This is a genomic window from Pseudomonas sp. CFBP13508 (assembly GCF_005233515.1).
Lineage (GTDB): Bacteria > Pseudomonadota > Gammaproteobacteria > Pseudomonadales > Pseudomonadaceae > Aquipseudomonas > Aquipseudomonas mercuritolerans.
This window is the reverse complement of the sequence record NZ_QFZZ01000006.1, coordinates 66,969-91,456: the sequence shown is the minus strand read 5'-3', so window position 1 is coordinate 91,456 and position 24,488 is coordinate 66,969. Positions and strand designations below refer to the sequence as shown.

Genomic DNA, 24,488 nt, shown 5'->3' with positions numbered 1-24,488 from the left:
GCTCAGTCCTTGAAGAATTGATTGGCCTTGGCGCACGGCATCGACTGCGACGTAAACCCAAAGGTGCCGGCCTGTTGGATCTCTTCCGCCGCGCGGAAGAACTCGCCGAACGCCGCCAGCGCCAGAGCAGAGCCGGTGCTGATGCGGCGTACGCCCAGTTCCTCGAGCTGCTGCACGGTCAGTTTCAAACCGCCAGACATCAACACATTGACCGGTTTCGGTGCCACCGCTTGCACCACTGCACGCACTTCTTCGGCGCTGCGCAAACCCGGCGCATAGAGCACGTCGGCACCCGCTTCGGCAAATGCCTGCAAGCGGCGAATGGTGTCATCGAGGTCGGGGTTACCGTGCAGGTAGTTTTCCGCGCGAGCGGTGAGTACGAAGGGAAACGGCAAGGTGCGCACCGCCGCGACAGCGGCTTCAATCCGTGCGACGGCGTGTTCGAAGCAATAGATCGGCGCATCCGGGCGCCCGGTCGCGTCTTCGATCGACCCGCCCACCGCGCCCGCCTCGGCGGCGCGCAACAGACTCTGCGCGGACTCCAGCGGATCATCGGCAAAGCCGTTTTCCAGATCCACCGCCACCGGCAGATCCGTCGCCGCGACAATCGCGCGGACATTGGCCAGGGTCTCGTCGAGACTCAGTGCGCCATCAGCCTTGCCCTGGGAAAACGCGTAACCGGCGCTGGTGGTGGCCAAGGCCTGATAGCCAAGACTGGCGAGCATCTTCGCCGAGCCGGCATCCCACGGATTGGGAATGACGAAGATCCCCTGGCGATCATGCAGGGCCTTGAAGACTTGGGCTTTGAGGAGTTGCTGTTGACTGACTTGGACGTTCATCGACGGGCTCCCGGGCAGAAAAAACCCGCCTCAGAGCAAGCCAAGCTGCTCGGCGGCGGGTTCTCTGTATAGCTCAGGCAGCGCGGGCAAGCCAGGCAAACGTTGCATCAGTTGTGCGTGAAAACGTTGCGCCAGTTTCGCTGCCAACAGGTTGTCGGCGGTGTGCAGGAACATGTAAGGCGTGCGCCCTTCTTCGATCCATTCAGCAATTTTCACCACCCACGGCACGAGAAACGCATCGTTGGCCTCAAGCTCGGGATGGCCGATGAAACGCACCTGCGGAAACTGCGTGAACGCCGCCGGACGCGTCGGCACTCGCGGCTTTTTCGACTGCGCGTGGATCACCGAGGACTCGGTCGACAAGCAGCTGAACAGCGCGCGCGGGTCAAGACAGATGCGCTCGACACCGCGATCCAGCAACAGACGATTGAGCAGACGCTCGCTCTCGCCCTTGGCGAAGAACTGTTCATTGCGCACCTCGACCGCAAGCGGGCAATCCAGCGCATCGATAAACGCCGCAAGCTCCGGCAGACGCTGCGGCGTGAAGCTTTTCGACAGTTGCAGCCACAGCGGCGAAACACGTTCGCCCAACGGCTTGAGTAATTGCAGGAAGGTTTCGGCAGCGGTCAGTTGCTCGCGCAGGTCACCACTGTGGCTGATGTCGCCGGGGAATTTGGCAGTGAAGCGAAAGTGCGCCGGCATGATCTCGGCCCAGCGCTGCACAGTGGCTGGCGACGGACTGGCGTAGAAGGTGGTGTTGCCTTCGACGGCGTTGAACACCTGGCAGTAGAGAGCGAGAAAGTCGGAGGTTTTTGCGTCTACCGGATACAGATACTCGCGCCAGGCATTTTCGCTCCAGGACGGGCAACCGAGGTAGTAAGGCAGATCCATCAGATATACAGATCGAGGCCCAGCACGTCTGCGTCCCAATCGACAAAACCGGCGGTGCTGAGGTAGCTGGCCAGGGCCATGGCTACGCTTTTCTTCATCGCGCGGTGGTAAATCATGTCTTGCTGACGGGCAGGCAGGTTGCTCAGGCGTTGCGCGGTAGCTTGGGCTGCACGGGCGGCCATCTGCTCTTCGCTCGGGAATTCCAGCTCGCCGTCGATAATCTCGACGGACTCATCCAGCGCCGCATTGCCTTTTCGCGGCTTGCGCTTGATGGGGTAGGACTGAGTGGAAACGCCGTCTATACGCATAATGTCATGCTCGGTATCAATGATGGCAATTTAGCGGCACTTGACCGACTTAGCAAACCGCCGAGTGATAACTAGAACACATAAAGCGCAAAAGGTTTTAAGGGCGGGGGCAGAAACTGACGATTGGCGAATGGAAGATCAAAAGATCGCAGCCTTCGGCAGCTCCTACAGGGAAATGCATTCCAAATGTAGGAGCTGCCGAAGGCTGCGATCTTTCGAGGTATCAGCGGGCTTTGGGGGTGGCGACTTTATCGCGCAGGTAGACCGGTTGCGCGTCATCGGCGGGGATGGCTTCGCCGCGCTCCCAGGCGAAACGCGCCAGAGTCAACAGGTCTTCGGCGTGGGGCAGCATGCCGGCGTCGGAGCCGCTCAGATTGACCGCAATGCGCTCACCATAACCCCAACCGGTACCGGCACCGAACCAGTCACCTGTGGCATCGGCCGGTAGCGCAGCCACCTCCGGCGGCAGCACCGCTTCGGCGCCAACCAGACGCATCTCCCCCGCCGTCTCGCGGTAGCAGCCCCAATACACTTCATCCATCCGCGCATCGATGGCGGCTGCCACCTGGCTTGCGCCATGTTCACGAAAGCCACGCTGTGCCAGCACGGCAAGGTTGGATACCGGCAACACCGGACGATCCAAAGCAAAGGCCAAACCCTGCACCACACCAATGGCAATGCGCACACCGGTGAACGCGCCCGGGCCACGGCCGAAGGCAATCGCGTCGACCGCTTGCAATGTGGTGCCGGCATCGGCGAGCAATTGCTGGATCATCGGCAGCAGCTTCTGCGCATGCAGACGCGGGATCACCTCGTAATGGCTCGTGACCTTGCCGTCATGCAGCAAGGCAACGGAGCAAGCTTCAGTCGCGGTGTCCAGGGCCAGCAAGGTGCTCATCGATGTTTCCAAAACAGGGGTGGGGAAAAAAGTGCGTCAGTATAAACAACTACGGCCCGCAAGCGGGCCGTGGATGATGCAGCCGATCAGACTTTTCAGCTCAGCGCGGCCAACACCTTGGCGGTGATTGCATCGACCGAACCCACGCCTTCGATGTGGCTGTACTTTGGCTTACCGCCGTTGTTGGCGGAAAGGTTTTTATAGAAATCCACCAGCGGTTTGGTCTGCGAATGGTAGACCGACAGGCGATGACGCACGGTTTCTTCGGTGTCGTCCTTGCGCTGCACCAGCTCTTCACCGGTGATGTCGTCCTTGCCAGCCAGTTTCGGCGGGTTGTAGACGATGTGGTAAACGCGGCCGCTGGCTTCGTGAACACGGCGACCGGCGATGCGCTGGACGATTTCTTCGTCTTCTACAGCGATCTCGACCACGGCATCCAGCTCGACGCCGGCAGTGACCAGCGCTTCAGCCTGCGGAATGGTGCGCGGGAAGCCGTCGAACAGGAAACCGTTGGCGCAATCAGGTTGAGCGATGCGGTCCTTGACCAGCGCGATGATCAGGTCATCCGACACCAGGCCGCCGGCATCCATGATGCTCTTGGCTTGCACGCCCAGTGGAGTGCCAGCCTTGACCGCAGCACGTAGCATGTCGCCGGTGGAGATTTGCGGAATGCCGAATTTCTCGGTGATGAACTTTGCCTGAGTACCTTTACCGGCCCCGGGAGCTCCCAGCAGAATGACGCGCATCGATGTGCTCCTCAATTTTTTATATAAAAGCTTTACAAAACAAAGGATTCGCTCGTAACAGGCGGATCCTGAAAATACGGGTCGTGGCCGCACAAACGGCCAAAGGCTGATCAAGATACACAGCAGGCTGCGCCCACACAAGACGCCAAAAGTCGGAGAAACCGAAGCCCGCCGTGACCTCGCGACGCGGTAACCCAAGTCGCAACCCCAACATTAACTGTCGCCTCGCGGCACTTTCCTACGGCAGGAGAAGCGGCATCCGACCCTTGTCGCGAATGCCGCCAGAGGTGCTCAGCAACCTTAGCCGGTATTGCGCAATCCGGCGGCAATCCCCGCTACAGACACCAGCAGCGCCTGTTCCACCGGGCTGCCCTGCTCGACTTCCTGCTGCCGCGAACGCGCCAACAATTCGGCCTGCAATAGATGCAGCGGGTCGAGATAGGTATTGCGCAAGCGGATGAATTCGAGGGTGTCCGGGCTGTGCGCCAGCAGCTGCGACTGCCCGGTCAGGCCCAATACTACGGAGCATGCCTGCGACAATAGGTCGCGTAACTGCGCGCCCAACGGCAGCAGATCGGCTTCGACCAAACGTTCGTCATAGGACTGCGCGATATCCGCGTCGGCCTTGGCCAAGACCATTTCCAGCATGTCGATACGAGTGCGGAAAAACGGCCACTGTTCGCGCATCTGCCCCAGCAACTCACCTTCGCCGCGCTCCAGCGCCTTGCTCAACGCCGTCTCCCAGCCCAGCCAGGCCGGCAGCATCAATCGGGTTTGGGTCCAGCCGAAGATCCACGGGATCGCCCGCAGGCTTTCGATACCGCCGGCGCGGCGTTTGGCCGGGCGACTGCCGAGCGGCAAACGTCCCAGCTCCTGCTCTGGGGTCGACTGACGGAAGTACTCAACGAATTGCGGATTTTCCCGCACCACCTGGCGGTAAGCGCTGACACCGTCCGCCGCCAATTCGTCCATCAGATGGCGCCATTCCGGAGTCGGCGGCGGCGGTGGCAGCAAGGTCGCTTCGAGCACGGCGGCCAGATACAGATTGAGGTTTTGCTCGGCGATGTCCGGCAGGCCGAATTTGAAACGAATCATTTCTCCCTGCTCGGTGGTGCGGAAACGTCCCGCCACCGAACCCGGTGGTTGCGACAGAATCGCCGCGTGCGCCGGACCGCCGCCACGGCCAACGGTGCCGCCGCGACCGTGGAACAGGAGCAGTTCGACTTGCTGCTCACGGCAGATATCCACCAGGCGCTCCTGCGCGCGATATTGCGCCCACGCAGCAGCGGTGGTGCCGGCATCCTTGGCCGAGTCGGAATAGCCGATCATCACTTCCTGCGGGCCGTGCAAACGCGCGCGATAGCCCGGCAACAGCAACAGCCGTTCCATCACCGGCCCGGCGTTGTCGAGGTCGGCGAGGGTCTCGAACAGCGGCACCACGCGCATCGGCCGCAGAACGCCGGATTCCTTGAGCAGCAGTTGCACCGCGAGCACGTCGGAAGCGGCGCCGGCCATGGAGATCACGTAGGAACCCAGCGACGCAGCGGGCGCGGCGGCGATTTCCTTGCAGGTGTTGAGCACTTCGGCGGTATCCGCCGATGGTTTGAAATGCGCGGGCAGCAACGGTCGACGGTTGCTCAGCTCCTCGGTGAGGAAGTTGATGCGCTGCTCTTCGTCCCATTCCTCATAGCGGCCGAGGCCGAGGTAATCGGTGATTTCGGTCATCGCCGAGCTGTGCCGCGTTGAATCCTGACGCACATCGAGGCGCACCAGAAACAGTCCGAACGTCACCGCCCGACGCAGGCAGTCGAGCAACGGCCCGTCGGCGATGACGCCCATGCCGCACTCGTGCAGCGAGTTGAAACACAACTGCAACGGCTCGAGCAGGTCGCGATTGTCGTGCAGCACATCGGCGGTGGCCGGAGTCGGCGCGGTCAATGCAGCGTTCGCCCAATTGCGCGTCGCACGCAGACGTTCGCGCAATTGTTTGAGCACCGCGCGATAAGGTTCGGCGCTGTCGCCGGCCTTGGCCTTCAGCGCATCGCTGGCCTGCTGCATCGACAACTCGGCAGCAAGGTGATCGACATCGCGCAGATACAAATCAGCGGCCATCCAGCGCGCCAGCAGCAAGACTTCGCGAGTGACGGCGGCGGTGACATTGGGGTTGCCGTCACGGTCGCCGCCCATCCATGAGGCGAAACGGATCGGCGCGGCTTCCAGCGGCAAGCGCAGGCCCGTCGCGGCGAACAGCGCCTGATCGGCCTTGCGCATATGGTTGGGGATCGCCTGCCACAACGAATGCTCGATCACCGCAAAGCCCCACTTGGCTTCATCGACCGGGGTCGGTCGGGTGCGGCGGATTTCTTCGGTGTGCCACGCTTCGGCGATCAGCCGTTGCAGTTTGCTGTGGATCTGCTCGCGCTCGGCGCTGGTCAGGTCGCGATGATCCTGCGCGGCCAGTTGCGCGGCGATTGCATCGTACTTCTGGATCAACGTGCGTCGCGCCACTTCGGTCGGGTGCGCGGTCAGCACCAGTTCGATTTCCAGGCGAGCCAGTTGCCGGGCCAGGGATTCGGCGCTGTGCCCTTCGCTGCGCAGGCGCGCGAGCAGTTCCGGCAATACCCGCGACTCGAACGGCGCCGGTTGCGATTCCTCGCGGCGATGGATCAGCTGATATTGCTCGGCGATGTTGGCGAGGTTGAGAAACTGATTGAAGGCCCGCGCGACCGGGAGCAATTCGTCTTCGCTCAATTGATTGAGGCTGGCGCTCAGTTCGGCGTCCATCGAGCCGCGCCGGTCGGCCTTGGCGCCCTTGCGAATCTGCTCGATCTTGTCGAGGAACGCCTCGCCGTACTGGTCTCGAATGGTGTTGCCCAACAGCTCTCCGAGCAGGTGAACGTCTTCGCGCAAGCGTGCATCAATATCGGTCATCAGCAGTTCTCCAGCGGTAATCGGGGACAGCGCAGAAACGAATGCTTTGCCAGAGAGTGCCGCTCTGCGCCGCTTCTTACAAGCAGGCGACGAATCGACTTAAACCTTGCGCGGGAATGTCAGTCTCAACAGTAAGCCGTACGACGGCTCGCCGCCGGCGCTGCCGGACACTCACCCAGGCCTGCCATCAGCAGGCGCTAAATGAGGTCATCATGAAAATTCGTGAACTCGCCCAGCATTGGGAAGAAAACGCCAAAGGTCGCCTGACCGACACCGGCTACACGATTCATCTGGATGTGGAATCCGCTGCGAGGCTGGCGGCGATTGCGGAGATGTACCCCAAACGTCATCCCGAGGAGTTGCTCGGCGAACTGATCGGCGCCGCGCTCGAGGAGTTCGAAGCGAGCCTGCCGTATGTGAAGGGTTCGACCGTGGTGGCGACGGATGAGGAAGGTGATCCGCTGTATGAGGATGTCGGCCCGACGCCGCGTTTTCTGGCGCTGTCGCGGCGGCATTTGCATGATTTGTCCTTGGCTGAGAACAAGCAGAAGCACTGATCCGACACACATCACAAATGTGGGAGCGAGCCTGCTCGCGAATGCGGATTTTCATCCAGCATTTGCGCTGGCTGACACATCGCATTCGCGAGCAGGCTCGCTCCCACCTGGGTCGTGTTCCAGATCGCAAATTGGTTTATCAACGGCCAGATTGCACCCGCGCGTACCGCTCAAAAGCCCCAAAGTTCCCGCTCCAGAGCCTTGTCCAAACGGTCAATTTAATTTTTGGCGATAGGCCATCTTTTCTGAACTTTTCAAAAATGCCGCCGGTCGGAACAGGTAACCACGCCTGGAACGAGCGTTTCAATTCGCGTCAACAAGCGATGCTTTCGGCTCCTCTGCCAGGATGGATTCAGTTGTATTTTCAGGAGATGCCTAATGGAGTTGAAGACCATGAAAACCCAAACCTCGTTTTCCCACCTGCGCGGTCTGAAACTGGCCGCTCTGGCCATCGGCACCAGCTTCGTACTGGCCGGTTGCGCGGGTAACCCACCGACCGAGCAGTACGCCGTGACCCAATCGGCCGTCAACAGCGCCGTCAGCGCTGGCGGTACCGAATTTGCTGCGGTGGAAATGAAGCAGGCTCAGGACAAACTGAAACAAGCTGAAATCGCCATGCACGACAAGAAGTATGACGAGGCCCGTCGCCTGGCCGAACAGGCTGAATGGGACGCTCGCGTCGCTGAACGCAAGGCTCAGGCCGCCAAGGCCGAACAGGCTGTGAAGGATTCCCAGAAAGGTGTTCAGGAACTGCGTCAGGAAAGCCAGCGCACTGTGCAGTAAGCGCGCATCCCGACCGCAAAGCTGAAACTCTTACCGATAGAAAGGACGACAAATTATGCGTAAGCAACTGATGATTCCCGCTCTTCTGGCCGCAAGCGTTGCACTGGCTGCCTGCTCTACTCCGCCTAACCCGAACCTGGAACAGGCGCGCACCAACTACGCCGGCCTGCAGGCCAACCCACAGGCGAGCAAAGTCGCGGCACTGGAAACCAAAGACGCCAGCGATTACCTGGACAAGGCCGACAAGGCATATCTGGACAAAGAAGATGCGGCCAAGGTTGACCAATTGGCTTACCTGACCAACCAGCGCGTCGAAGTGGCCAAGCAGACCATCGCTCTGCGCACCGCTGAAAACAACCTGAAAAACGCCGCAGCCCAACGTGCCCAGGCCCGTCTGGATGCCCGTGACCAGCAGATCAAACAGCTGCAGGACAGCCTCAACGCCAAGCAGACCGATCGCGGTACGCTGGTGACTTTCGGTGACGTGCTGTTCGCCACCAACAAGGCTGATCTGAAATCCAGCGGCCTGGTGAACATCAACAAACTGGCGCAATTCCTCCAGGAAAACCCGGATCGCAAAGTGATCGTCGAGGGTTACACCGACAGCACCGGCACCGCGAGCTACAACCAATCGCTGTCCGAGCGCCGCGCGACTTCCGTGCAGATGGCTCTGATCAAGATGGGCGTCGATCCTTCGCGCATCGTCGCTCAGGGTTATGGCAAGGAGTACCCGGTAGCGGATAACGGCAGCGTCTCGGGCCGTGCGATGAACCGTCGTGTGGAAGTGACCATTTCCAACGACAACCAGCCAGTAGCACCGCGTTCTTCGGTGAGCTCGAACTAAGCTCCACCCGGTAACGCAAAAGCCCCGCCTGACTTGATCAGGCGGGGCTTTTTTGTGGGAGCAGACATCGTAGCCCCTCACCCCAGCCCTCTCCCAAGGGAGAGGGAGCCGATTTGTGTCGCTTTCAAAACTTGTGTTCGGCGCTATGGATCAGGTCGACGTAGCTTAAACAAACACCTCGGTCAGTCCCCTCTCCCTCTGGGAGAGGGTTAGGGTGAGGGCTGAACCTGCAGAATCACTTCTCGAGTTTCTGCGGAGTCTCTTCGCCCATACACCGCACAGCTTTTTTCTGCGCGTTGATCAACACACCGGTCAGGCCTTTCTGTTCGGTATCGAACAGCACCAGCACGCCATCGATGCACTGCGCCACTTGCGGCGCGGGTGTCAGCGAGACTTTGTAGTCCTCGCCCGGCACGGTCTTGAGCATGGTGAATTCGCTGAGCAACAACGCGTCCTCCGGCTTGGCAAAATGCAGGTAGCCGTAGTACCACAGCGCCCCGACGGTGCCGAGGATGCTGCAGATACCGGTGATGATCAGCGGGATGGCATTACGTTCTTCAGTCATTGCGGGGTCTCATCTTCGGAATTCGGGGGCGGCGGATAGTTGGGGATTTCGCCGAGGCGGCGCAGGCCGTCGAAGTGTTCGGGGTCGTCGAGATAGCGCAGCATGACCTGACGCCACACCGGGTCGCCGAAGGTTTGCACATGACCGCCACGGGTCAGCTGCAACACGCGCGGCGGCGGCGCTGCCTGATACAGGCGAATGCCGTTGGCCATCGGTACCAGCGGATCGTCGATGCTGTGGAAGATCAGCTTGGGCACGCCGGTCAACTGCGCCATCGAGTTGATCGCGCTGTCGCCGTCCGGGACCAGCCACGACAGCGGCACTTGCAATGGCCAGGTCAGCCACGAAGTGCTGAGGGCGAATTGGCCGACACTGCGATAACTGGCCGGCACGCCATCCAGCACCAGGGCCTTGAGTTGTTTTTGCCGTTCCGGGTGCTGCGCCAGCCAATGCACCGACATCGCACCGCCCAGACTCTGTCCGAGCAGCACCAGCGGTTTGCCTTTGACCTCGGGCGCGTTGTCGAGCCAAGCAAAGGCCGCATCGATATCCTGATAGATCGCCGGCAGGCTCGGCTTGCCCTCGGACAAACCGTAGCCGCGATAGTCGACCAGGAGCACCTGATAGCCATTCTTCGGCAACCACCAGCTCCCGCCCAGATGCATCGGCAGATTGCCGCCGTTGCCGTGCAGATGCAGGACCGTGCCTTTGACCTCGACGCCAGGTTTGGCCGGCAGCCACCAGGCGTTGAGCTTCAAGCCGTCGGCGGTGATCAGGGTGACGGTGCGGTATTCGAGTTTGGCTTTGTCCGGGGTGAAGATCTGGCCCGGTTCCGGGTAGAACAGCAGCGAACTGCAACCACCGAGGGTCAAGAGCAGGCAAAGGATGCCGAGGATTCTCATCCGGTGAAACCTCGCAAAGAAGAGAACTGAACACAAATCAAACCTGTGGGAGCGAGCCTGCTCGCGAAAGCGGTGTATCAGCCGACATCAATGTTGAAGGTGAAATCGCATTCGCGAGCAGGCTCGCTCCCACAAGGGGTTCGGTGCTGGGTCTAGAGGATATTGGAATAATCCGCCTCAATCCGGTCCAGGCTCAAATGGTTGAGGAAGTTGGAGAAACACATCCACGCCGACAACGCATTCAAGTCCCGGAACTGGTCCGGCAGATACTTGGGCGGCACCACCAGGCCTTCGTCCACCAGTTGCCGCAAGGTCCGCATGTCTTCCAGTGTGGTCTTGCCACAGAACAACAACGGAATCTGCTCGAGCTTGCCCTTGCGCACGGCCAACTGAATGTAGTTGTAAACCATGATGAAGCCCTTGAGGTAGGACAAGTCTTTGGTAAATGGCAGACCGGTCGGCGTCGAGCCACGGAACACCCGGCTGGCATTGCCGTAGCTTTCGGCCATCTCGAAACCTTGCTCGCGGAAGAATTCGTAGATCTGCAAGAAGTCCGCGCCCTCCTCGACCATATGAATCGCACGGGTGCGGTTGGTCAGTTTGCGCAGGCGACTCGGGTAAGAAGCGAAGGTGATGATTTCCATCAGGATCGCCAGCCCTTCCTGGGTCACCGTTGACGAGGGCGGGCCTTTGGACAGGAAAGTGCAGATCGGCTGGTTCAAGCCATTGAGTGTGGTGCCGACATGCACCAGGCCTTCGTGGACTTCCAGTGCGCGCACGTCGCGGTCGTTGAACAGCGCGTCGGTGCGGATCTTGATGTAGTCAGCGCCCGCAGCGGCGTCGGCGACGATGCCGTCGGACTCGAACACGCGAATCGTCTCTTCGGCCTCACCGAATACCTTGTTCAGTCGGGTTTGCAGCAGGTGCACCGCGTCTTTGGCGGTGAGGATCTTCGGCTCGTCCTTGAGATCGCCGCGTCCGTCGATGTTGTTCAGGTAGTCGGACATCATTAGGCCGAGGTCGGCCAATGTCGGGTCACCGGCGTGGAAGGCATCGGACGCCGCGCCGTACAGCTCTTGCGAGATCAGGCCGAAGTCCTCGGTGCCACGCGCTTCGAGCATGCGCACCACCATGCGGTATTCCTTGCACATGCGCCGCATGATCTGCCCGACCGGGTTGAACTGGCCGAGCTGGCGGGTGATGTCGCGCTCGATGTTCTGGAATTCCAGTTTGACCTGGCTCGAGTCGAACGACAGCGGGCGGTTGAGGTAGTAGTCGCGATCCACCGCCGGCATTTCCTTGCCCTTGGCCTTGAGGAAGCCCTTGCGCACGTTGTCGTCCCATTTGACCGCATCGAGCACGCGGATCGGCGTCTGCGCCAGCACAATGCGATCGGACAACATGCGTATCGTCTGCTGGTAATCGTCCACCCGAAACTCCTGTAGAAAACGTGACGTAGCCAATCATAGGCGCTGAGGCCTTTGTGGGAGCGAGCCTGCTCGCGAATGCACTGTGTCAGACAACGGAGATGTTGAATATCAGAGCGCTTTCGCGAGCAGGCTCGCTCCCACAGGGTTTAGTGTCAAACGCTAGACCGACGCCAGCACCAGGTGCATATACCGCGTCAGAATCCCGAGCATGTCCTCTTCAGCCAATGGCTCGGCGTCATTGAGCAGGCCCTGATATTCCATCCGCCCGATAATCGCCGTCAACACCTTGGCATCCTGCTGCGGTTCGCGCGAGCCCAGTACCTGGAACAACTGGCAGGTGCCCTGCAGCAGAATCTGCTGATGCGAGCGCACCAGAATGGCCAGACGCGGATTAAGCAGCGCTTCCTGACGGAACGCCTGTTCGGCCATCAGATGCTCGCGGCGGTTGATCAGTTGCCGGTGCACGTAATCGGCCATCAATCGCGCAATGTCATCGGCCAGTTGCGAGCGCGACTCCGGGCTGCCGTCGGCGCTGACCACCATTTCGCGCAGCAGCCCTTCGTTATTGATCCACAACTTGGCCATGTACGCCGCGCTGCGTTCAACGTATTGGGCGAAGGTATCGGTGAGCAGATCATCGATGTCCTTGAAGTAATACGTGGTCGCCGACAGCGGCACGCCGGCCTCCGCCGCGACCGCACGATGGCGCACGGCACGCACGCCGTCGCGCACGACAATGCGCATCGCGGCGTCGAGAATGTCCTGGCGACGCTGCTCACTGCCCTGTCGGCTGGCCTTGCGGCCCTGGTACTGAACACTTTCAGCGACCGCAGTGGCGATACCCGCTGCACCTTCTTGAGCTAATGCACCCATCACGACAGCACTTCCTCTACTAATTCCAAATTAACCAATTGATACATTTGTACCAGACAGGCAATAAAAAGCCGCCTGTTTTAGGCGGCTTTTTAACTGAAACGTTTACGCTTGCGGTCGCATGTGCGGGAACAGGATCACATCGCGGATCGACGGCGAGTTGGTCAGCAACATCACCAGACGATCGATGCCGATACCTTCGCCGGCGGTTGGCGGCATGCCGTACTCCAGCGCACGGACGAAGTCGGCGTCGTAGTGCATGGCTTCGTCGTCACCGGCGTCCTTGTCGGCCACCTGCGCCATGAAGCGTTCGGCCTGGTCTTCCGCGTCGTTCAACTCGGAGTAGGCGTTGGCGATTTCACGACCACCGATGAACAGCTCGAAGCGGTCGGTGACGTTCGGGTTCTCGTCGTTACGACGGGCCAGCGGCGACACTTCGAACGGGTACTGAGTAATGAAGTGCGGCTGCTCCAGCTTGTGCTCGACCAGTTCTTCGAAAATCATCACCTGCAGTTTGCCCAGACCTTCGAAGCCCAGCACCTTGGCGCCGGCCTTCTTGGCGATGGCGCGAGCCTTGTCGATGTCGTTCAGATCATCGGCAGTCAGCTCAGGGTTGTACTTGAGGATAGAGTCGAACACCGACAGGCGCACGAACGGCTCGCCGAAGTGGAACACCTTGTCGCCGTACGGCACGTCGGTGCTGCCCAGCACCAGCTGGGCCAGCTCGCGGAACAGTTCCTCGGTGAGGTCCATGTTGTCTTCGTAATCGGCGTACGCCTGATAGAACTCCAACATGGTGAACTCAGGGTTGTGACGGGTCGAGACGCCTTCGTTGCGGAAGTTGCGGTTGATCTCGAACACTTTTTCGAAACCACCGACCACCAGACGCTTCAGATACAGCTCAGGGGCGATACGCAGGAACATTTCCATGTCCAGCGCATTGTGGTGGGTTTCGAACGGCTTGGCTGCGGCGCCGCCGGGAATGGTCTGCAGCATCGGCGTTTCGACTTCGAGGAAGTCGCGCTTCATCAGGAAGCTGCGGATGTGCGCGATCACTTGCGAACGCACGCGGAAGGTCTGGCGCACGTCTTCGTTGACGATCAGGTCGACGTAACGCTGGCGGTAGCGCTGTTCGGTGTCGGTCAGGCCGTGGTGCTTGTCCGGCAGCGGGCGCAGCGACTTGGTCAGCAGGCGCACGTTGGTCATTTCAACGTACAGGTCGCCCTTGCCGGAACGCGCCAGGGTGCCTTCGGCGGCAATGATGTCGCCCATGTCCCAGGTTTTCACCGCAGCCAGGGTTTCTTCGGACAGCGTCTTGCGGTTGACGTAGACCTGAATGCGCCCGGTCATGTCCTGGATCACCATGAACGAGCCACGGTTGAGCATGATGCGACCGGCAACCTTGACCGGGATTGCAGCCTCTGCCAGCTCTTCCTTGGTCTTGTCCGCGTACTGTTTCTGCAAGGCATCGCAGTAGTTGTCGCGGCGAAAGTCGTTCGGGAAGGCATTGCCCTTGGCGCGCTCGGCAGCAAGCTTTTCCTTGCGCAGGGCGATCAGGGAGTTTTCTTCCTGTTGCAGGGCTTGCGGGTCGAGTTGTAGGTCGCTCATGTCTTTAAGTATTCCATCAGGTTCGTTGCCCCCAGCCTTCGGCTGGGGATCGCGGGCGAGCCCGCTCCCACAGAGGGTGTTACAGGCCGGATTTCAGGCTCGCTTCCAGGTACTCATCGATGTCGCCATCGAGCACCTTGTCGCAATCGCTGCGTTCGATGTTGGTACGCAGATCCTTGATCCGCGAGGCATCGAGCACGTAAGAGCGGATCTGGTGACCCCAGCCGATATCGGACTTGGTGTCTTCCAGCGCCTGCGAGGCCGCATTGCGCTTCTGCATTTCCTGCTCGTACAACTTGGCCCGCAGCATTTTCATCGCGGTGTCCTTGTTGGCGTGCTGGGAACGCTCGTTCTGGCAGCTGACCACGGTGTTGGTCGGTACGTGGGTGATACGTACGGCCGAGTCGGTGGTGTTTACGTGCTGACCACCGGCACCAGAGGAACGATAGGTGTCGATCCGCAGGTCTGCCGGGTTGATTTCGATTTCCACCTTGTCATCGATCTCTGGCGAGACGAAAACAGCGGAGAACGAGGTGTGGCGACGGTTGCCGGAGTCGAACGGGCTCTTGCGCACCAGACGGTGCACGCCGATCTCGGTACGCAGCCAGCCAAAGGCGTATTCGCCCTTGATGTGCACGGTCGCGCCCTTGATCCCGGCGACTTCACCGGCGGACAGTTCCATGATGGTCGCATCGAAACCGCGTTTGTCGGCCCAGCGCAGGTACATGCGCAGCAGGATGTTGGCCCAGTCCTGCGCTTCGGTACCGCCGGAGCCGGCCTGGATGTCCAGGTAGGCGTTGTTCGGGTCCATTTCATGGCTGAACATGCGGCGGAATTCCAGCTTGGCCAGATTCTCCTCGAGACGGGCCAGCTCGGCGACGACATCGCCCACTGCGCCTTCGTCGTTTTCTTCGACGGCCATGTCCAGCAGGTCGCGGCAATCGGCCAGACCGCCGTTCAGTTCGTCGAGGGTGTCGACGATCTGCGCCAGCGCGGCACGCTCGCGGCCCAGCTCCTGGGCGTATTCAGGTTTGTTCCAGACACTCGGATCTTCAAGCTCGCGATTGACCTCGGTCAGACGCTCATGCTTTTGATCGTAGTCAAAGATACCCCCGAATAGTTTCGGAGCGCTCGGACAGGTCCTTGATGGTGTTCAGGATCGGGTTGATTTCCATGACGGGCAGCACTCGTTGGCGAACTTTTGAAAGCCGGCGAGTATAACGTAAACAGGCTGTCGCGGCAGCCCGTCTGGCGGTGAATGGGCCGAGATTGCTGCCCTCACCCTAGCCCTCTCCCGGAGGGAGAGGGGACCGATCGGGGGATATATGAAACATACGCCGAATAGAATGGCTTCACCGAATCCGTGATCGTCAAGCCTGAAGATCCATAATCGCTGCGATCTCTCAGGTCGATGTCTGGCCCGAGACACCTCGGTCGGCCCCCTCTCCCTCCGGGAGAGGGCTGGGGTGAGGGCAACGGCCGTTACTCGATCCCGACCTGATTGCGCCCATTGTTCTTGGCCAGATACAACCCGCGATCCGCCGCCGAAATCAGCAGCCGGCAATCACTCCCTGCCTGGGGCACCATGGTCGCCAGACCGATGCTGATGGTCAGACTGGAGCCCTCGGCCGGCGTGTTGTGCGGAATTTTCAACGCCGCCACGGTCTGGCGCAGTTTCTCGGCCAACAGCCGCGCGCCGCCCGGCGAAGTGTTCGGCAGGACCAGCACAAACTCTTCGCCGCCATAACGCGCTGGCAGATCCGATGGTCGCGCGCTGGCCTCGCGGATCGCCGTGGCAACCTTGCGCAACGCTTCATCGCCTTCAACGTGACCGAAACTGTCGTTGTATGACTTGAAGTAATCGACGTCGATCATCAGCAATGACAGCTGCGTCTGATCGCGCAGGGAACGGCGCCACTCCAGTTCCAGGTACTCGTCAAAGTGACGACGGTTGGACAGCCCGGTCAGGCCATCGGAGTTCATCAGCCGTTGCAGCACCAGATTGGTGTCGAGCAACTGCTGCTGGCTGACCCGCAACGCACGGTACGCGGCGTCGCGCTGCAGCAATGTCATGTAGGAACGCGAGTGGTAGCGGATCCGCGCGACCAGTTCGATGGTATCCGGCAGTTTCACCAGATAATCGTTGGCGCCAGCGGAAAACGCCGCGCTCTTGATCAGCGGGTCTTCCTTGGTCGAGAGGACGATGATCGGGATGTCCTTGGTCGCCGGATGATTGCGGTATTCGCGCACCAGGCTCAGGCCATCGAGGCCGGGCATCACCAGATCCTGCAGGATCACCGTCGGCTTGATCCGCACCGCCTGGGCGATGGCCTGCTGCGGGTCGGAGCAGAAGTGGAAGTCGATGTTTTCCTGATTCGACAGCCCACGGCGCACCGCTTCGCCGATCATCGCCTGATCATCCACCAACAACACCATGGCGGCGTTCTCGTCGGTTTTAATGTCGTCGATCTGTAAATCATTCATGAGCGGTCACCTGAGTACTGCGGGGGCCTGGATTGCCGATCAACCTGATCATTTGGGGAAAATCTCCAGCAATCGTGGCGCTATCTTTTCCAGCGGGCGGATTTCCACCGCGGCATCGATCGCCGCGGCAGCCTTGGGCATGCCGTACACCGCACTGCTGTGCTGATCCTGGGCAATGGTCAAATAACCCTGCTGGCGCATGAGCTTAAGCCCTTGCGCGCCATCGCGCCCCATCCCGGTCAATAAAACCCCGACCGCGTCACCGTTCCAGTAACTGGCGACGCTCTCGAAAAACACGTCGATCGAGGGCCGGTAGATCTCGTTGACCGGTTCGGCGGTGTAGGCCAGCGTGCCGTTTTTCAACAGGCGAATATGGTGATTGGTCCCGGCCAGCAGCACCGCACCACTTTGCGGCGGCTCGCCCTCACGGGCCAGACGCACATCGAGGCCGCTGGCGCTGGCCAGCCATTCGGCCATGCCAGCGGCGAACACCTGATCGACATGCTGCACCAGCACGATCGCGGCGGAAAAATCTCTCGGCAGGCCTTTGAGCAACACTTCCAGCGCCGCCGGCCCACCGGCAGACGAGCCGATCGCCACCAGCCGCTGACGTGACGGCGAGCTGCGCGGCGAACTCGGCGCCGGGCGCGCACGTGGCGCCTTGTCGCCGATCAGCCAGCCAATGTTGAGGATCTTGCGCAGCAACGGCGCCGCTGCTTCCTGGGCATTGCCGGCGCCGATCGCCGGCGTGTCGACAACGTCCAGCGCGCCGTGGCCCATGGCCTCGAACACGCGGTGCACGTTCTGCTGGCGGTCAACGGTAACGATGACAATCGCGCACGGCGTCTCGGCCATGATCCGCCGCGTGGCTTCGACGCCGTCCATGATCGGCATGATCAGGTCCATCAGAATCAGGTCCGGGGTGTATTCGGCGCAGCGTTGCACCGCCTCGGCGCCGTTGCTGGCGACCCAGATCACCTGATGCGCCGGCTCGAACGCAAGCGCGCGGCGCAGGGCCTCCACCGCCAGGGGCATGTCGTTGACGATTGCGATCCTCATGTCCGCGCTCCTCCGATGAGCTCGACCACTGCATCAAGCAGGGCGTCGTCATGAAAACTGGCTTTGGCTAGATAATAGTCGGCGCCGGCGTCCAGTCCACGGCGCCGGTCTTCTTCGCGATCCTTGTACGACACGACCATCACCGGCAGCGATTGCAGACGGTTGTCGCGGCGCAACAGGGTGACCAGCTCGATACCGTCCATGCGCGGCATGTCGATGTCGGTGATCAGCAGATCGAAGTTCTCCGAACGCAGCGCGTTCCAGCCGTCCATGCCGTCCACCGCCACCGCGACGTCGTAGCCACGATTGAGCAGCAGTTTGCGTTGCAGCTCGCGCACGGTCAGCGAATCGTCGACCACCAAAACTCGTTTGCGCGCCGCTTCGGCAGCTTGATTGCCGTGGCGGGCAATGCGCTCCAGGCGCCCGGTATTGAGCAGTTTGTCCACCGAACGCAACATGTCTTCGACGTCGACGATCAGCACCACCGAGCCGTCATCGAGCAAGGCCCCGGCGGAGATGTCCTGAACCTTGCCCAGACGCTCGTCCAGCGGCAACACCACGAGCGTGCGCTCACCCACGAAACGCTCGACCGCCACCCCATAAATCGCCTCGCGCTCGCGGATCACCACGACTTTCAGGGTAGCGCCATCGTTCTGACTGGCCGGGCGATTGAGCAACTGGCTGGCCGCAACCAGGCCGACATGCTGGCCTTCGTGCCAGAAATGCTGACGCCCTTCGACCTGCACGATGTCTTCCGGGGCCAGGTCGCACATGCGTTCGATGTGCGCCAACGGGAACGCATAGGCCTCTTCACCGACTTCCACCACCAGACTGCGCACCACCGAAAGCGTCAGCGGCACTTCCAGATGGAAACGGCTGCCCTCGCCCGCCGTCTGCTCCAGCACCACGGCCCCACGCAATTGGCGGACCATGTGCTGAACAGCGTCGAGGCCGACGCCACGCCCGGACACTTCGGTAACCTTTTCGCGCAGGCTGAAGCCCGGCAGAAACAGGAAGGTCAGCAGTTCTTCTTCGCTCAATTGCGCTGCGGTTTCGGCTGGGGATAACTGCCGTTCGACGATGCTGCGGCGGACTTTATCCAGATCGACGCCACCGCCGTCATCGCTGAGTTCCAGCACCAGCAAACCGGCTTGGTGGGAGGCGCGCAGGCGAATCAGGCCTTCTTCGGGCTTGCCCTTGCGCAGGCGTTGCTCCGGGGTTTCGATGCCGTGATCGACAGCATTGCGCAGCAAGTGAGTCAGCGGCGCCTCGAGTTTTTCCAGCACATCGCGATCGACCTGGGTTTTCTCGCCTTCGATCTCCAAGCGCACCTGCTTGCCGAGGCTGCGACCGAGGTCGCGAACCATGCGCGCCTGCCCGCTGAGCACGTCGGCGAACGGGCGCATGCGACAGGCCAGCGCGGTGTCATAGAGCACTTGCGCGCGCTGGCTGGCCTGCCAGGCGAATTCGTCGAGTTCGGCGTTTTTCTCGCTCAGCAGTTGCTGCGACTCGGCGAGCAAACGTCGCGCATCTTCCAGCGACTCGAGCGCTTCCAGGCTCAGCGCATGCTCCTTCAGGTGCACATTGAGATTTTCCAGCGCGCGCAGGCCGTTGTTCTGCATGCGTTTGAGACGCTGCATGGTTGCCAAGTGCGGCTTGAGACGCTGGGTTTCCACCAGCGATTTGCTCGATAGATCGAGCAGGCTGTTCAAGCGTTCGGCGGTGACGCGCAAGACGCGCTCGCCGCCTTCGGTGGTGCGTTTGTTTTTACGCGGGGTCGGCTCGGCGGGCTCGTCGACAATCGGCGCCGACAGTATCGGCGCTGGTTCGATCTGCAACTCGGCCATCGGCCGCGTGGCAACCACAGCGGCTGGCGCCGAAGGATCGAGCAGACGCCCCATCAACGCGACGTAGGCTTCAATGTCCGCAGGTTGCGGCGCATTGGTCGGCGTGGCGATGCGCATCAGCAGGTCGGTGCCCTGCAACAACGCGTCGATGTGTTCGGGACGCAGCAACAAACGCCCTTCCTGCGCGCTGACCAGGCAATCTTCCATGACGTGGGCGACGCTGACGCCGCTGTCGATGCCAACGATCCGCGCTGCGCCTTTGAGCGAGTGCGCCGCGCGCATGCACGACTCCAGTTGATCGGCCTGAGTCGGATTGCGCTCCAGCGCCAGCAACCCGGCGCTGAGCACTTGGGTCTGGGCTTCGGCTTCGAGACTGAACAGCTCGAGCAGAGAGGCGTCGCGCATTTGCTCGGGGGTCATGTCAGGCTCCGGGTCACGGCGGACAACAGCTGTTCTTCATCCAGCCAGCGCAGGCTGCGACCGCGATATTGCAGAACGCCACGGGTGTATTTGGCACTGGCCTGCGCACCGGACTGCGACGCCGCGTCGAGGATGCGTTCGTCGATGGCATGAATGCCGTCGACCTCGTCTACCGGCACCACCACCGGCCCGCCATGGGCAGCGATGATCAGCATGCGCGGCATGACTCGCCCGCCGCCCGCCGGCGCGACGCTGGCGCCGAGGTCGAGCAATTCCACCAGCGACAGGCACGCCACCAGCGCGCCGCGCACATTGGCCACGCCGAGCAATGCCCGCGAGCGCTGGTGCGGCAGCGAATGTATCGCCTGCAACGGCGCGACTTCGACAAGCGTGCGCGTGGCCAGCCCGAGCCATTCTTCGCCGAGACGGAACATCAGCAGCGAGCGGGTTTTGACGTCGGTTTCGACTTTACTGACAACCGCTTCACGCTGGTCCTGCTGCAACGAGTAGCGGTCGAGCAGGCGCGTGGCGGCGACGGAATACACCGAGCAGTTGCGGCAATGGATGTGCTCTTCCAGCAACGGGCAGGACTTGTCGCCATGAATGCCGATGCGGTTCCAGCAATCGTCGATGGCGCGGGCGTCTTCGTGGGTAACGTTCAAGGTGTCGGACGCGCTCATCGTTTACGCTCACTGTCGGCGGTGCGCCCGCTGCGGGCGGCGCGCTCCTGCAATCGTCGGGCACCCGCCGTGTCGCCCTGAGCCTGCAGCAACGCGGCCAGGTGCATCAGCGCTTCGGGGTGTTGCGGTTCGAGGTACAAGGCCTTGCGATAAAAACTCTGGGCCTCGAGGCTCAGGCCGGCGACATCGCTGAGCAGGCCCAGCCAATAGAACACCTGCGCCACCGGTTCATGGCTGCGCAGATAATGCTCGCACGCGGCACGGGCCTCGGCGCTTTTGCCTTCGTTGGCCAGTGCAGCGATTTGCGCCAGCAGCGTCGCGGCGTCCGGGTTGGCAGTTTTTTTCGTTACCGGCAAAGCCGTCACGGTAGCAAAAGGGCGGCTGCGCACTGGCGCTGGCGGCGGCGCGCTACGCAGTGGTTGGCTGACCGGCACGGCGACCGGTTTCGGCGTCGGCAGTGGTTCGGGGTGCGGCTCGCTGTGACGGCTGAAAGCGAACGACTGCGGGATGCCGATCGAACGCATGCCCAAACGCCCGAGCAGACTGCCCTCCGCCGGGCCGATAAACAGCACGCCGTCGACATGGGTCAGGCGCTTGAGCACTTCGAACACCTGCTTTTGCGTCGGCTGGTCGAAGTAGATCAGCAGGTTGCGGCAGAACACGAAATCGAAGGCAGGCTCGCTCGCCAACAGCGTCGGATCGAGGACATTGCCGACCTGCCAGCGCACCTGTTCGCGAACGTATTCGTTGACCCGGTGGCCGTCCTGCTCGGCAAAAAAATGTCGCTCGCGGTATTCCAGATCCTGGCCGCGAAATGAATTTTTGCCATACAACGCACGCCGCGCCTTTTCCACCGAGAGCGGGCTGATGTCCATGCCGTCGACCTTGAATTGATGCGGCTGCAATCCGGCATCAAGCAAGGCCATGGCAATCGAGTAGGGTTCTTCGCCGGTCGAGCACGGCAGGCTGAGGATGCGCAACGCGCGCATATTGTTGAGTTCTTTAAGCCGAGCTTGCGCCAATTTGCCCAGCGTCGCGAAGGATTCCGGGTAACGAAAAAACCACGTTTCCGGAACGATCACCGCTTCGATCAGCGCCTGCTGTTCATCCCGCGAGCCTTGCAACAGCTCCCAGTATTCGTCGGCGTGGGCGGCCTGGGACAGCGTGGTGCGCTGGCGCACGGCACGCTCGATGATCGCCGCGCCCACCGACGCGACATCAAGGCCGATGCGTTCCTTGAGGAAATCGAAAAAGCGCTGCTCACTGCTCATGGCTGCGCCTCAAGCTGCGCCGGATCACGCGGCGGATCGGGCAACAGCAAGCTGCGCACGGCGTCATCGAGCAAGTCATTGACCCGCACCCATTGCAGCAATCCCTGCGCATCTTCGCGCACCGGACCGAGGTACGGCGCCTCGCGGTTATCGAGGCCGTAGGGCTGAAAATCGTCCGGATGACAGCGCAGCGTGTCGGTGGCCTGCTCGAGAATCAGCCCGAGCCATTGCGCTGCTTGCGCTTGATCCGGCTGATAATTGACCAGCACCAGCCGCGTGCTGGTCCGCGCCTCGGCGGGCTGGCCAAAAGTCAGCGCGCTGAGATCAATCACCGGCACCACCGCACCGCGATAGGCAAACACCCCGGCCACCCAATGCGGCGCCCGGGCAATCGGTTTCAGCGGCAGGCGCGGCAGCACTTCGGCCACTTCAGTGGCGCGCAGGGCGTAACGCTCGTTGCCGATGCGAAACAGCAGAAACAGTGCCTGCTTCGCCACTGGTGCGGCGCCACGCTTGGCGATGATGTCGCTCATCAGACTTTGAATCGCGAAACGCCGCTGCGCAGGCCGACGGCCACCTGACTCAGTTCGTCGATAGCGAAACTGGCCTGACGCAGCGATTCGACGGTCTGGCTGCTGGCATCGCCCAACTGCACCAGCGCATGGTTGATCTGCTCAGCGCCAGTGGCCTGGGCCTGCATGCCTTCGTTGACCATAAGCACGCGCGGCGCCAGTGCCTGCACCTGATGGATGATCTGCGACAGCTGCTCGCCGACCTGCTGCACTTCCGACATGCCGCGGCGTACTTCTTCGGAAAACTTGTCCATGCCCATCACGCCGGCCGACACCGCCGACTGGATCTCGCGAACCATCTGTTCGATGTCGTAGGTGGCCACGGCGGTCTGATCGGCCAGGCGCCGGACTTCGGTGGCGACCACGGCAAAACCGCGGCCGTACTCGCCGGCCTTCTCGGCTTCGATCGCTGCGTTGAGCGACAGCAGGTTGGTCTGGTCGGCGACCTTGACGATGGTCACCACCACCTGATTGATGTTGCCGGCCTTCTCGTTGAGGATCGCCAGTTTGGCGTTGACCAGATCCGCCGCGCCCATGACCGAGTGCATGGTGTCTTCCATGCGCGCCAGGCCTTGCTGGCCGGAGCCGGCGAGCACCGAGGCCTGATCGGCAGCGGTGGACACTTCGGTCATGGTGCGCACCAGATCCCGCGAGGTCGCGGCGATTTCGCGAGAGGTTGCGCCGATTTCGGTGGTAGTCGCTGCGGTTTCGGTGGCGGTGGCTTGTTGCTGCTTGGACGTGGCGGCGATCTCGGTCACCGAGGTGGTCACCTGCACCGAGGAGCGCTGGGCCTGGGATACCAGCGACGTCAGCTCGGTCATCATGTCGTTGAAGCCGGTTTCGACCGCGCCGAACTCATCCTTGCGATCGAGGTTCAGGCGCGAACTCAGATCGCCGGTGCGCATGATGTCGAGGATGGTCACGATGCGGTTCATGGGCGCCATGATCGCGCGCATCAACAGCAGCCCACAGAGACCGGCGGCCAGCACCGCGACCAGCAGGGAAATGACCATGCTGACTTTGGCCGTTGCCACCGCGTCGTCGATATTGGCCATGGCGGTATCAGCGACGACTTTGTTTTCGCCAATGATGTCATTGAGTTTCATGCGCCCCGCGTACCACGCCGGGGTCAGTTTTTCGTTGAATAACTTGACCGCATCCGCTTCAAGATTGCGACTGCGCAGGTCCAGCACAGCGTTCTGAATCTCGATGTAGGTGTCGTGGTATTTCTCGAACAGGGCGAACTCGGATCGGTCTTCATCAGTGGCCATGGTCTTGCGATAGTTGGCCATCTGCTCTTGCAGCCGCGCCTCGAACGCCTTGTAGTCGGCAGCGTCTTCGCTGGAAATGCCCTGGCCTTCCTTGAGGCCGAGCAGCTCCTGGGTCTGCAAATAACTGTCGACCCACGCACCGCGAATCATCGAGCTGTAATAGACGCCGGGGATGGCATCGTCGCGCACGCTGTTTTCACTGGCCTCGATCTTTAACAACCGCGAATAGGACAGCACTACCATCAACAGCATGATGGCGATAATCACCGCAAAGCTCGCCAAAATGCGTTGGCGCAACGTCCAGTTCTTCACAGTGAATCCTCGTGCCTGATCGAAATGCGGGGAGTATAGCCGAGCGCGGTGTTTCATTTATAAGACGCTTTCGCTGGCAACATTGTCCCGTGGGAGCGAGCCTGCTCGCGAAGGCCACACCGCGGTCCCGGCAAATCCCCAACTGCGCAAGAAGTTGCGCAGTTGGTCGTAATATTTCAGGGCCTAAGTCCTCTGCAGCCCAAGCGGTGCAAGCCCTGCAGCCAAGTGCGCAAGAAGTTGCGCAGTACTGCGCAACTTCTTGCGCACTTTCTCCTGACTTTCCCGCTGAAAATAGCCCTGAATGATGATCAACCACCGTGGCGCCCCCGCTATCCGGGCATCTCACAAAACCTGGCACGCTCCTTGATAAGCCTCAGCCACCCACCGGGCGATTTCG

The 24,488-nt window shown here is 61.3% G+C and carries 22 protein-coding genes; 3 read left to right on the top strand and 19 right to left on the bottom strand.

Features of this window, described 5'->3' with window-relative positions; genetic code table 11:
- Nucleotides 1-2 precede the first annotated feature (2 nt).
- From PspCFBP13508_RS17615 to ppc, 6 genes are all read right to left on the bottom strand, one after another.
- On the bottom strand, nucleotides 3-839 hold the full coding sequence (locus PspCFBP13508_RS17615; protein WP_137215250.1) for an isocitrate lyase/phosphoenolpyruvate mutase family protein: 837 nt from the start codon (nucleotides 837-839) through the stop codon (nucleotides 3-5).
- Nucleotides 840-869: 30 nt separating this feature from the next.
- On the bottom strand, nucleotides 870-1,730 hold the full coding sequence (locus PspCFBP13508_RS17610) for a DUF72 domain-containing protein (RefSeq protein WP_137215249.1): 861 nt from the start codon (nucleotides 1,728-1,730) through the stop codon (nucleotides 870-872).
- Nucleotides 1,730-2,038: a hypothetical protein gene (locus PspCFBP13508_RS17605; protein ID WP_130912763.1), complete on the bottom strand. Its 309-nt coding sequence runs from the start codon at nucleotides 2,036-2,038 to the stop codon at nucleotides 1,730-1,732. The genes PspCFBP13508_RS17610 and PspCFBP13508_RS17605 overlap by 1 nt, the downstream gene beginning before the upstream one ends.
- Nucleotides 2,039-2,261: 223 nt before the next feature.
- Nucleotides 2,262-2,936: a tRNA (adenosine(37)-N6)-threonylcarbamoyltransferase complex dimerization subunit type 1 TsaB gene (tsaB, locus tag PspCFBP13508_RS17600; protein WP_137215248.1), complete on the bottom strand. Its 675-nt coding sequence runs from the start codon at nucleotides 2,934-2,936 to the stop codon at nucleotides 2,262-2,264.
- 95 nt (nucleotides 2,937-3,031) lie between these two features.
- On the bottom strand, nucleotides 3,032-3,682 hold the full coding sequence (gene adk, locus PspCFBP13508_RS17595) for an adenylate kinase (RefSeq protein ID WP_024011750.1): 651 nt from the start codon (nucleotides 3,680-3,682) through the stop codon (nucleotides 3,032-3,034).
- A gap of 300 nt (nucleotides 3,683-3,982) precedes the next feature.
- A complete protein-coding gene (gene ppc / locus PspCFBP13508_RS17590) occupies nucleotides 3,983-6,613 on the bottom strand; it encodes a phosphoenolpyruvate carboxylase (protein ID WP_137215247.1) in 2,631 nt (876 codons plus the stop codon).
- A gap of 212 nt (nucleotides 6,614-6,825) precedes the next feature.
- Here ppc and PspCFBP13508_RS17585 point away from each other — a divergent pair, with 212 nt between their 5' ends.
- From PspCFBP13508_RS17585 to PspCFBP13508_RS17570, 3 genes are all read left to right on the top strand, one after another.
- On the top strand, nucleotides 6,826-7,170 hold the full coding sequence (locus tag PspCFBP13508_RS17585) for a pilin assembly protein (RefSeq protein ID WP_137215246.1): 345 nt from the start codon (nucleotides 6,826-6,828) through the stop codon (nucleotides 7,168-7,170).
- A 378-nt stretch (nucleotides 7,171-7,548) separates the two neighbouring features.
- On the top strand, nucleotides 7,549-7,953 hold the full coding sequence (locus PspCFBP13508_RS17575; protein ID WP_137215244.1) for a DUF4398 domain-containing protein: 405 nt from the start codon (nucleotides 7,549-7,551) through the stop codon (nucleotides 7,951-7,953).
- A 55-nt stretch (nucleotides 7,954-8,008) separates the two neighbouring features.
- Nucleotides 8,009-8,797, top strand: coding sequence for an OmpA family protein (locus PspCFBP13508_RS17570; RefSeq protein ID WP_024011746.1), 789 nt, complete (start codon nucleotides 8,009-8,011; stop codon nucleotides 8,795-8,797).
- A 235-nt stretch (nucleotides 8,798-9,032) separates the two neighbouring features.
- Here the strand turns inward: PspCFBP13508_RS17570 and PspCFBP13508_RS17565 are convergent, their stop codons facing one another.
- From PspCFBP13508_RS17565 to PspCFBP13508_RS17505, 13 genes are all read right to left on the bottom strand, one after another.
- On the bottom strand, nucleotides 9,033-9,362 hold the full coding sequence (locus PspCFBP13508_RS17565) for a hypothetical protein (RefSeq protein WP_122699369.1): 330 nt from the start codon (nucleotides 9,360-9,362) through the stop codon (nucleotides 9,033-9,035).
- A complete protein-coding gene (locus tag PspCFBP13508_RS17560) occupies nucleotides 9,359-10,264 on the bottom strand; it encodes an alpha/beta hydrolase (RefSeq protein WP_122699370.1) in 906 nt (301 codons plus the stop codon). The genes PspCFBP13508_RS17565 and PspCFBP13508_RS17560 overlap by 4 nt, the downstream gene beginning before the upstream one ends.
- Nucleotides 10,265-10,416: 152 nt before the next feature.
- Nucleotides 10,417-11,667 (bottom strand): flavohemoglobin expression-modulating QEGLA motif protein, encoded by a 1,251-nt coding sequence (locus tag PspCFBP13508_RS17555; protein ID WP_166554750.1) that lies wholly within the window; start codon nucleotides 11,665-11,667, stop codon nucleotides 10,417-10,419.
- A 186-nt stretch (nucleotides 11,668-11,853) separates the two neighbouring features.
- Nucleotides 11,854-12,567: a TetR family transcriptional regulator gene (locus tag PspCFBP13508_RS17550; protein ID WP_016771505.1), complete on the bottom strand. Its 714-nt coding sequence runs from the start codon at nucleotides 12,565-12,567 to the stop codon at nucleotides 11,854-11,856.
- 105 nt (nucleotides 12,568-12,672) lie between these two features.
- The gene (gene lysS, locus PspCFBP13508_RS17545) at nucleotides 12,673-14,175 is read right to left on the bottom strand and encodes a lysine--tRNA ligase (protein WP_024011743.1); all 1,503 of its coding nucleotides are present in this window, start codon (nucleotides 14,173-14,175) and stop codon (nucleotides 12,673-12,675) included.
- 79 nt (nucleotides 14,176-14,254) lie between these two features.
- Nucleotides 14,255-15,350 (bottom strand): peptide chain release factor 2 gene (gene prfB, locus PspCFBP13508_RS17540; protein ID WP_099758102.1). Its coding sequence is split into 2 segments (ribosomal slippage): nucleotides 14,255-15,277 and nucleotides 15,279-15,350, totalling 1,095 coding nucleotides; the frame shifts between segments, so codons are not numbered across the junction.
- Between the two features lie 307 nt (nucleotides 15,351-15,657).
- Entirely contained in the window at nucleotides 15,658-16,659 is a 1,002-nt protein-coding gene (locus tag PspCFBP13508_RS17535) for a PleD family two-component system response regulator (RefSeq protein ID WP_041478162.1), read from the bottom strand.
- A gap of 48 nt (nucleotides 16,660-16,707) precedes the next feature.
- Nucleotides 16,708-17,718, bottom strand: coding sequence for a chemotaxis response regulator protein-glutamate methylesterase (locus tag PspCFBP13508_RS17530; protein WP_137215243.1), 1,011 nt, complete (start codon nucleotides 17,716-17,718; stop codon nucleotides 16,708-16,710).
- Nucleotides 17,715-19,985 carry a hybrid sensor histidine kinase/response regulator gene (locus PspCFBP13508_RS17525; protein ID WP_137215242.1) on the bottom strand — a complete coding sequence of 757 codons (2,271 nt, stop codon included), beginning with the start codon at nucleotides 19,983-19,985 and terminating at the stop codon, nucleotides 17,715-17,717. Before PspCFBP13508_RS17525 ends, PspCFBP13508_RS17530 begins: the two co-directional genes overlap by 4 nt.
- The gene (locus PspCFBP13508_RS17520; RefSeq protein ID WP_137215241.1) at nucleotides 19,982-20,665 is read right to left on the bottom strand and encodes a chemotaxis protein CheW; all 684 of its coding nucleotides are present in this window, start codon (nucleotides 20,663-20,665) and stop codon (nucleotides 19,982-19,984) included. The genes PspCFBP13508_RS17525 and PspCFBP13508_RS17520 overlap by 4 nt, the downstream gene beginning before the upstream one ends.
- On the bottom strand, nucleotides 20,662-21,936 hold the full coding sequence (locus PspCFBP13508_RS17515) for a CheR family methyltransferase (protein WP_137215240.1): 1,275 nt from the start codon (nucleotides 21,934-21,936) through the stop codon (nucleotides 20,662-20,664). The genes PspCFBP13508_RS17520 and PspCFBP13508_RS17515 overlap by 4 nt, the downstream gene beginning before the upstream one ends.
- Nucleotides 21,933-22,469 carry a chemotaxis protein CheW gene (locus tag PspCFBP13508_RS17510; RefSeq protein ID WP_137215239.1) on the bottom strand — a complete coding sequence of 179 codons (537 nt, stop codon included), beginning with the start codon at nucleotides 22,467-22,469 and terminating at the stop codon, nucleotides 21,933-21,935. Before PspCFBP13508_RS17510 ends, PspCFBP13508_RS17515 begins: the two co-directional genes overlap by 4 nt.
- The gene (locus PspCFBP13508_RS17505) at nucleotides 22,469-24,091 is read right to left on the bottom strand and encodes a methyl-accepting chemotaxis protein (RefSeq protein ID WP_137215238.1); all 1,623 of its coding nucleotides are present in this window, start codon (nucleotides 24,089-24,091) and stop codon (nucleotides 22,469-22,471) included. Before PspCFBP13508_RS17505 ends, PspCFBP13508_RS17510 begins: the two co-directional genes overlap by 1 nt.
- Nucleotides 24,092-24,488: the final 397 nt, after the last annotated feature.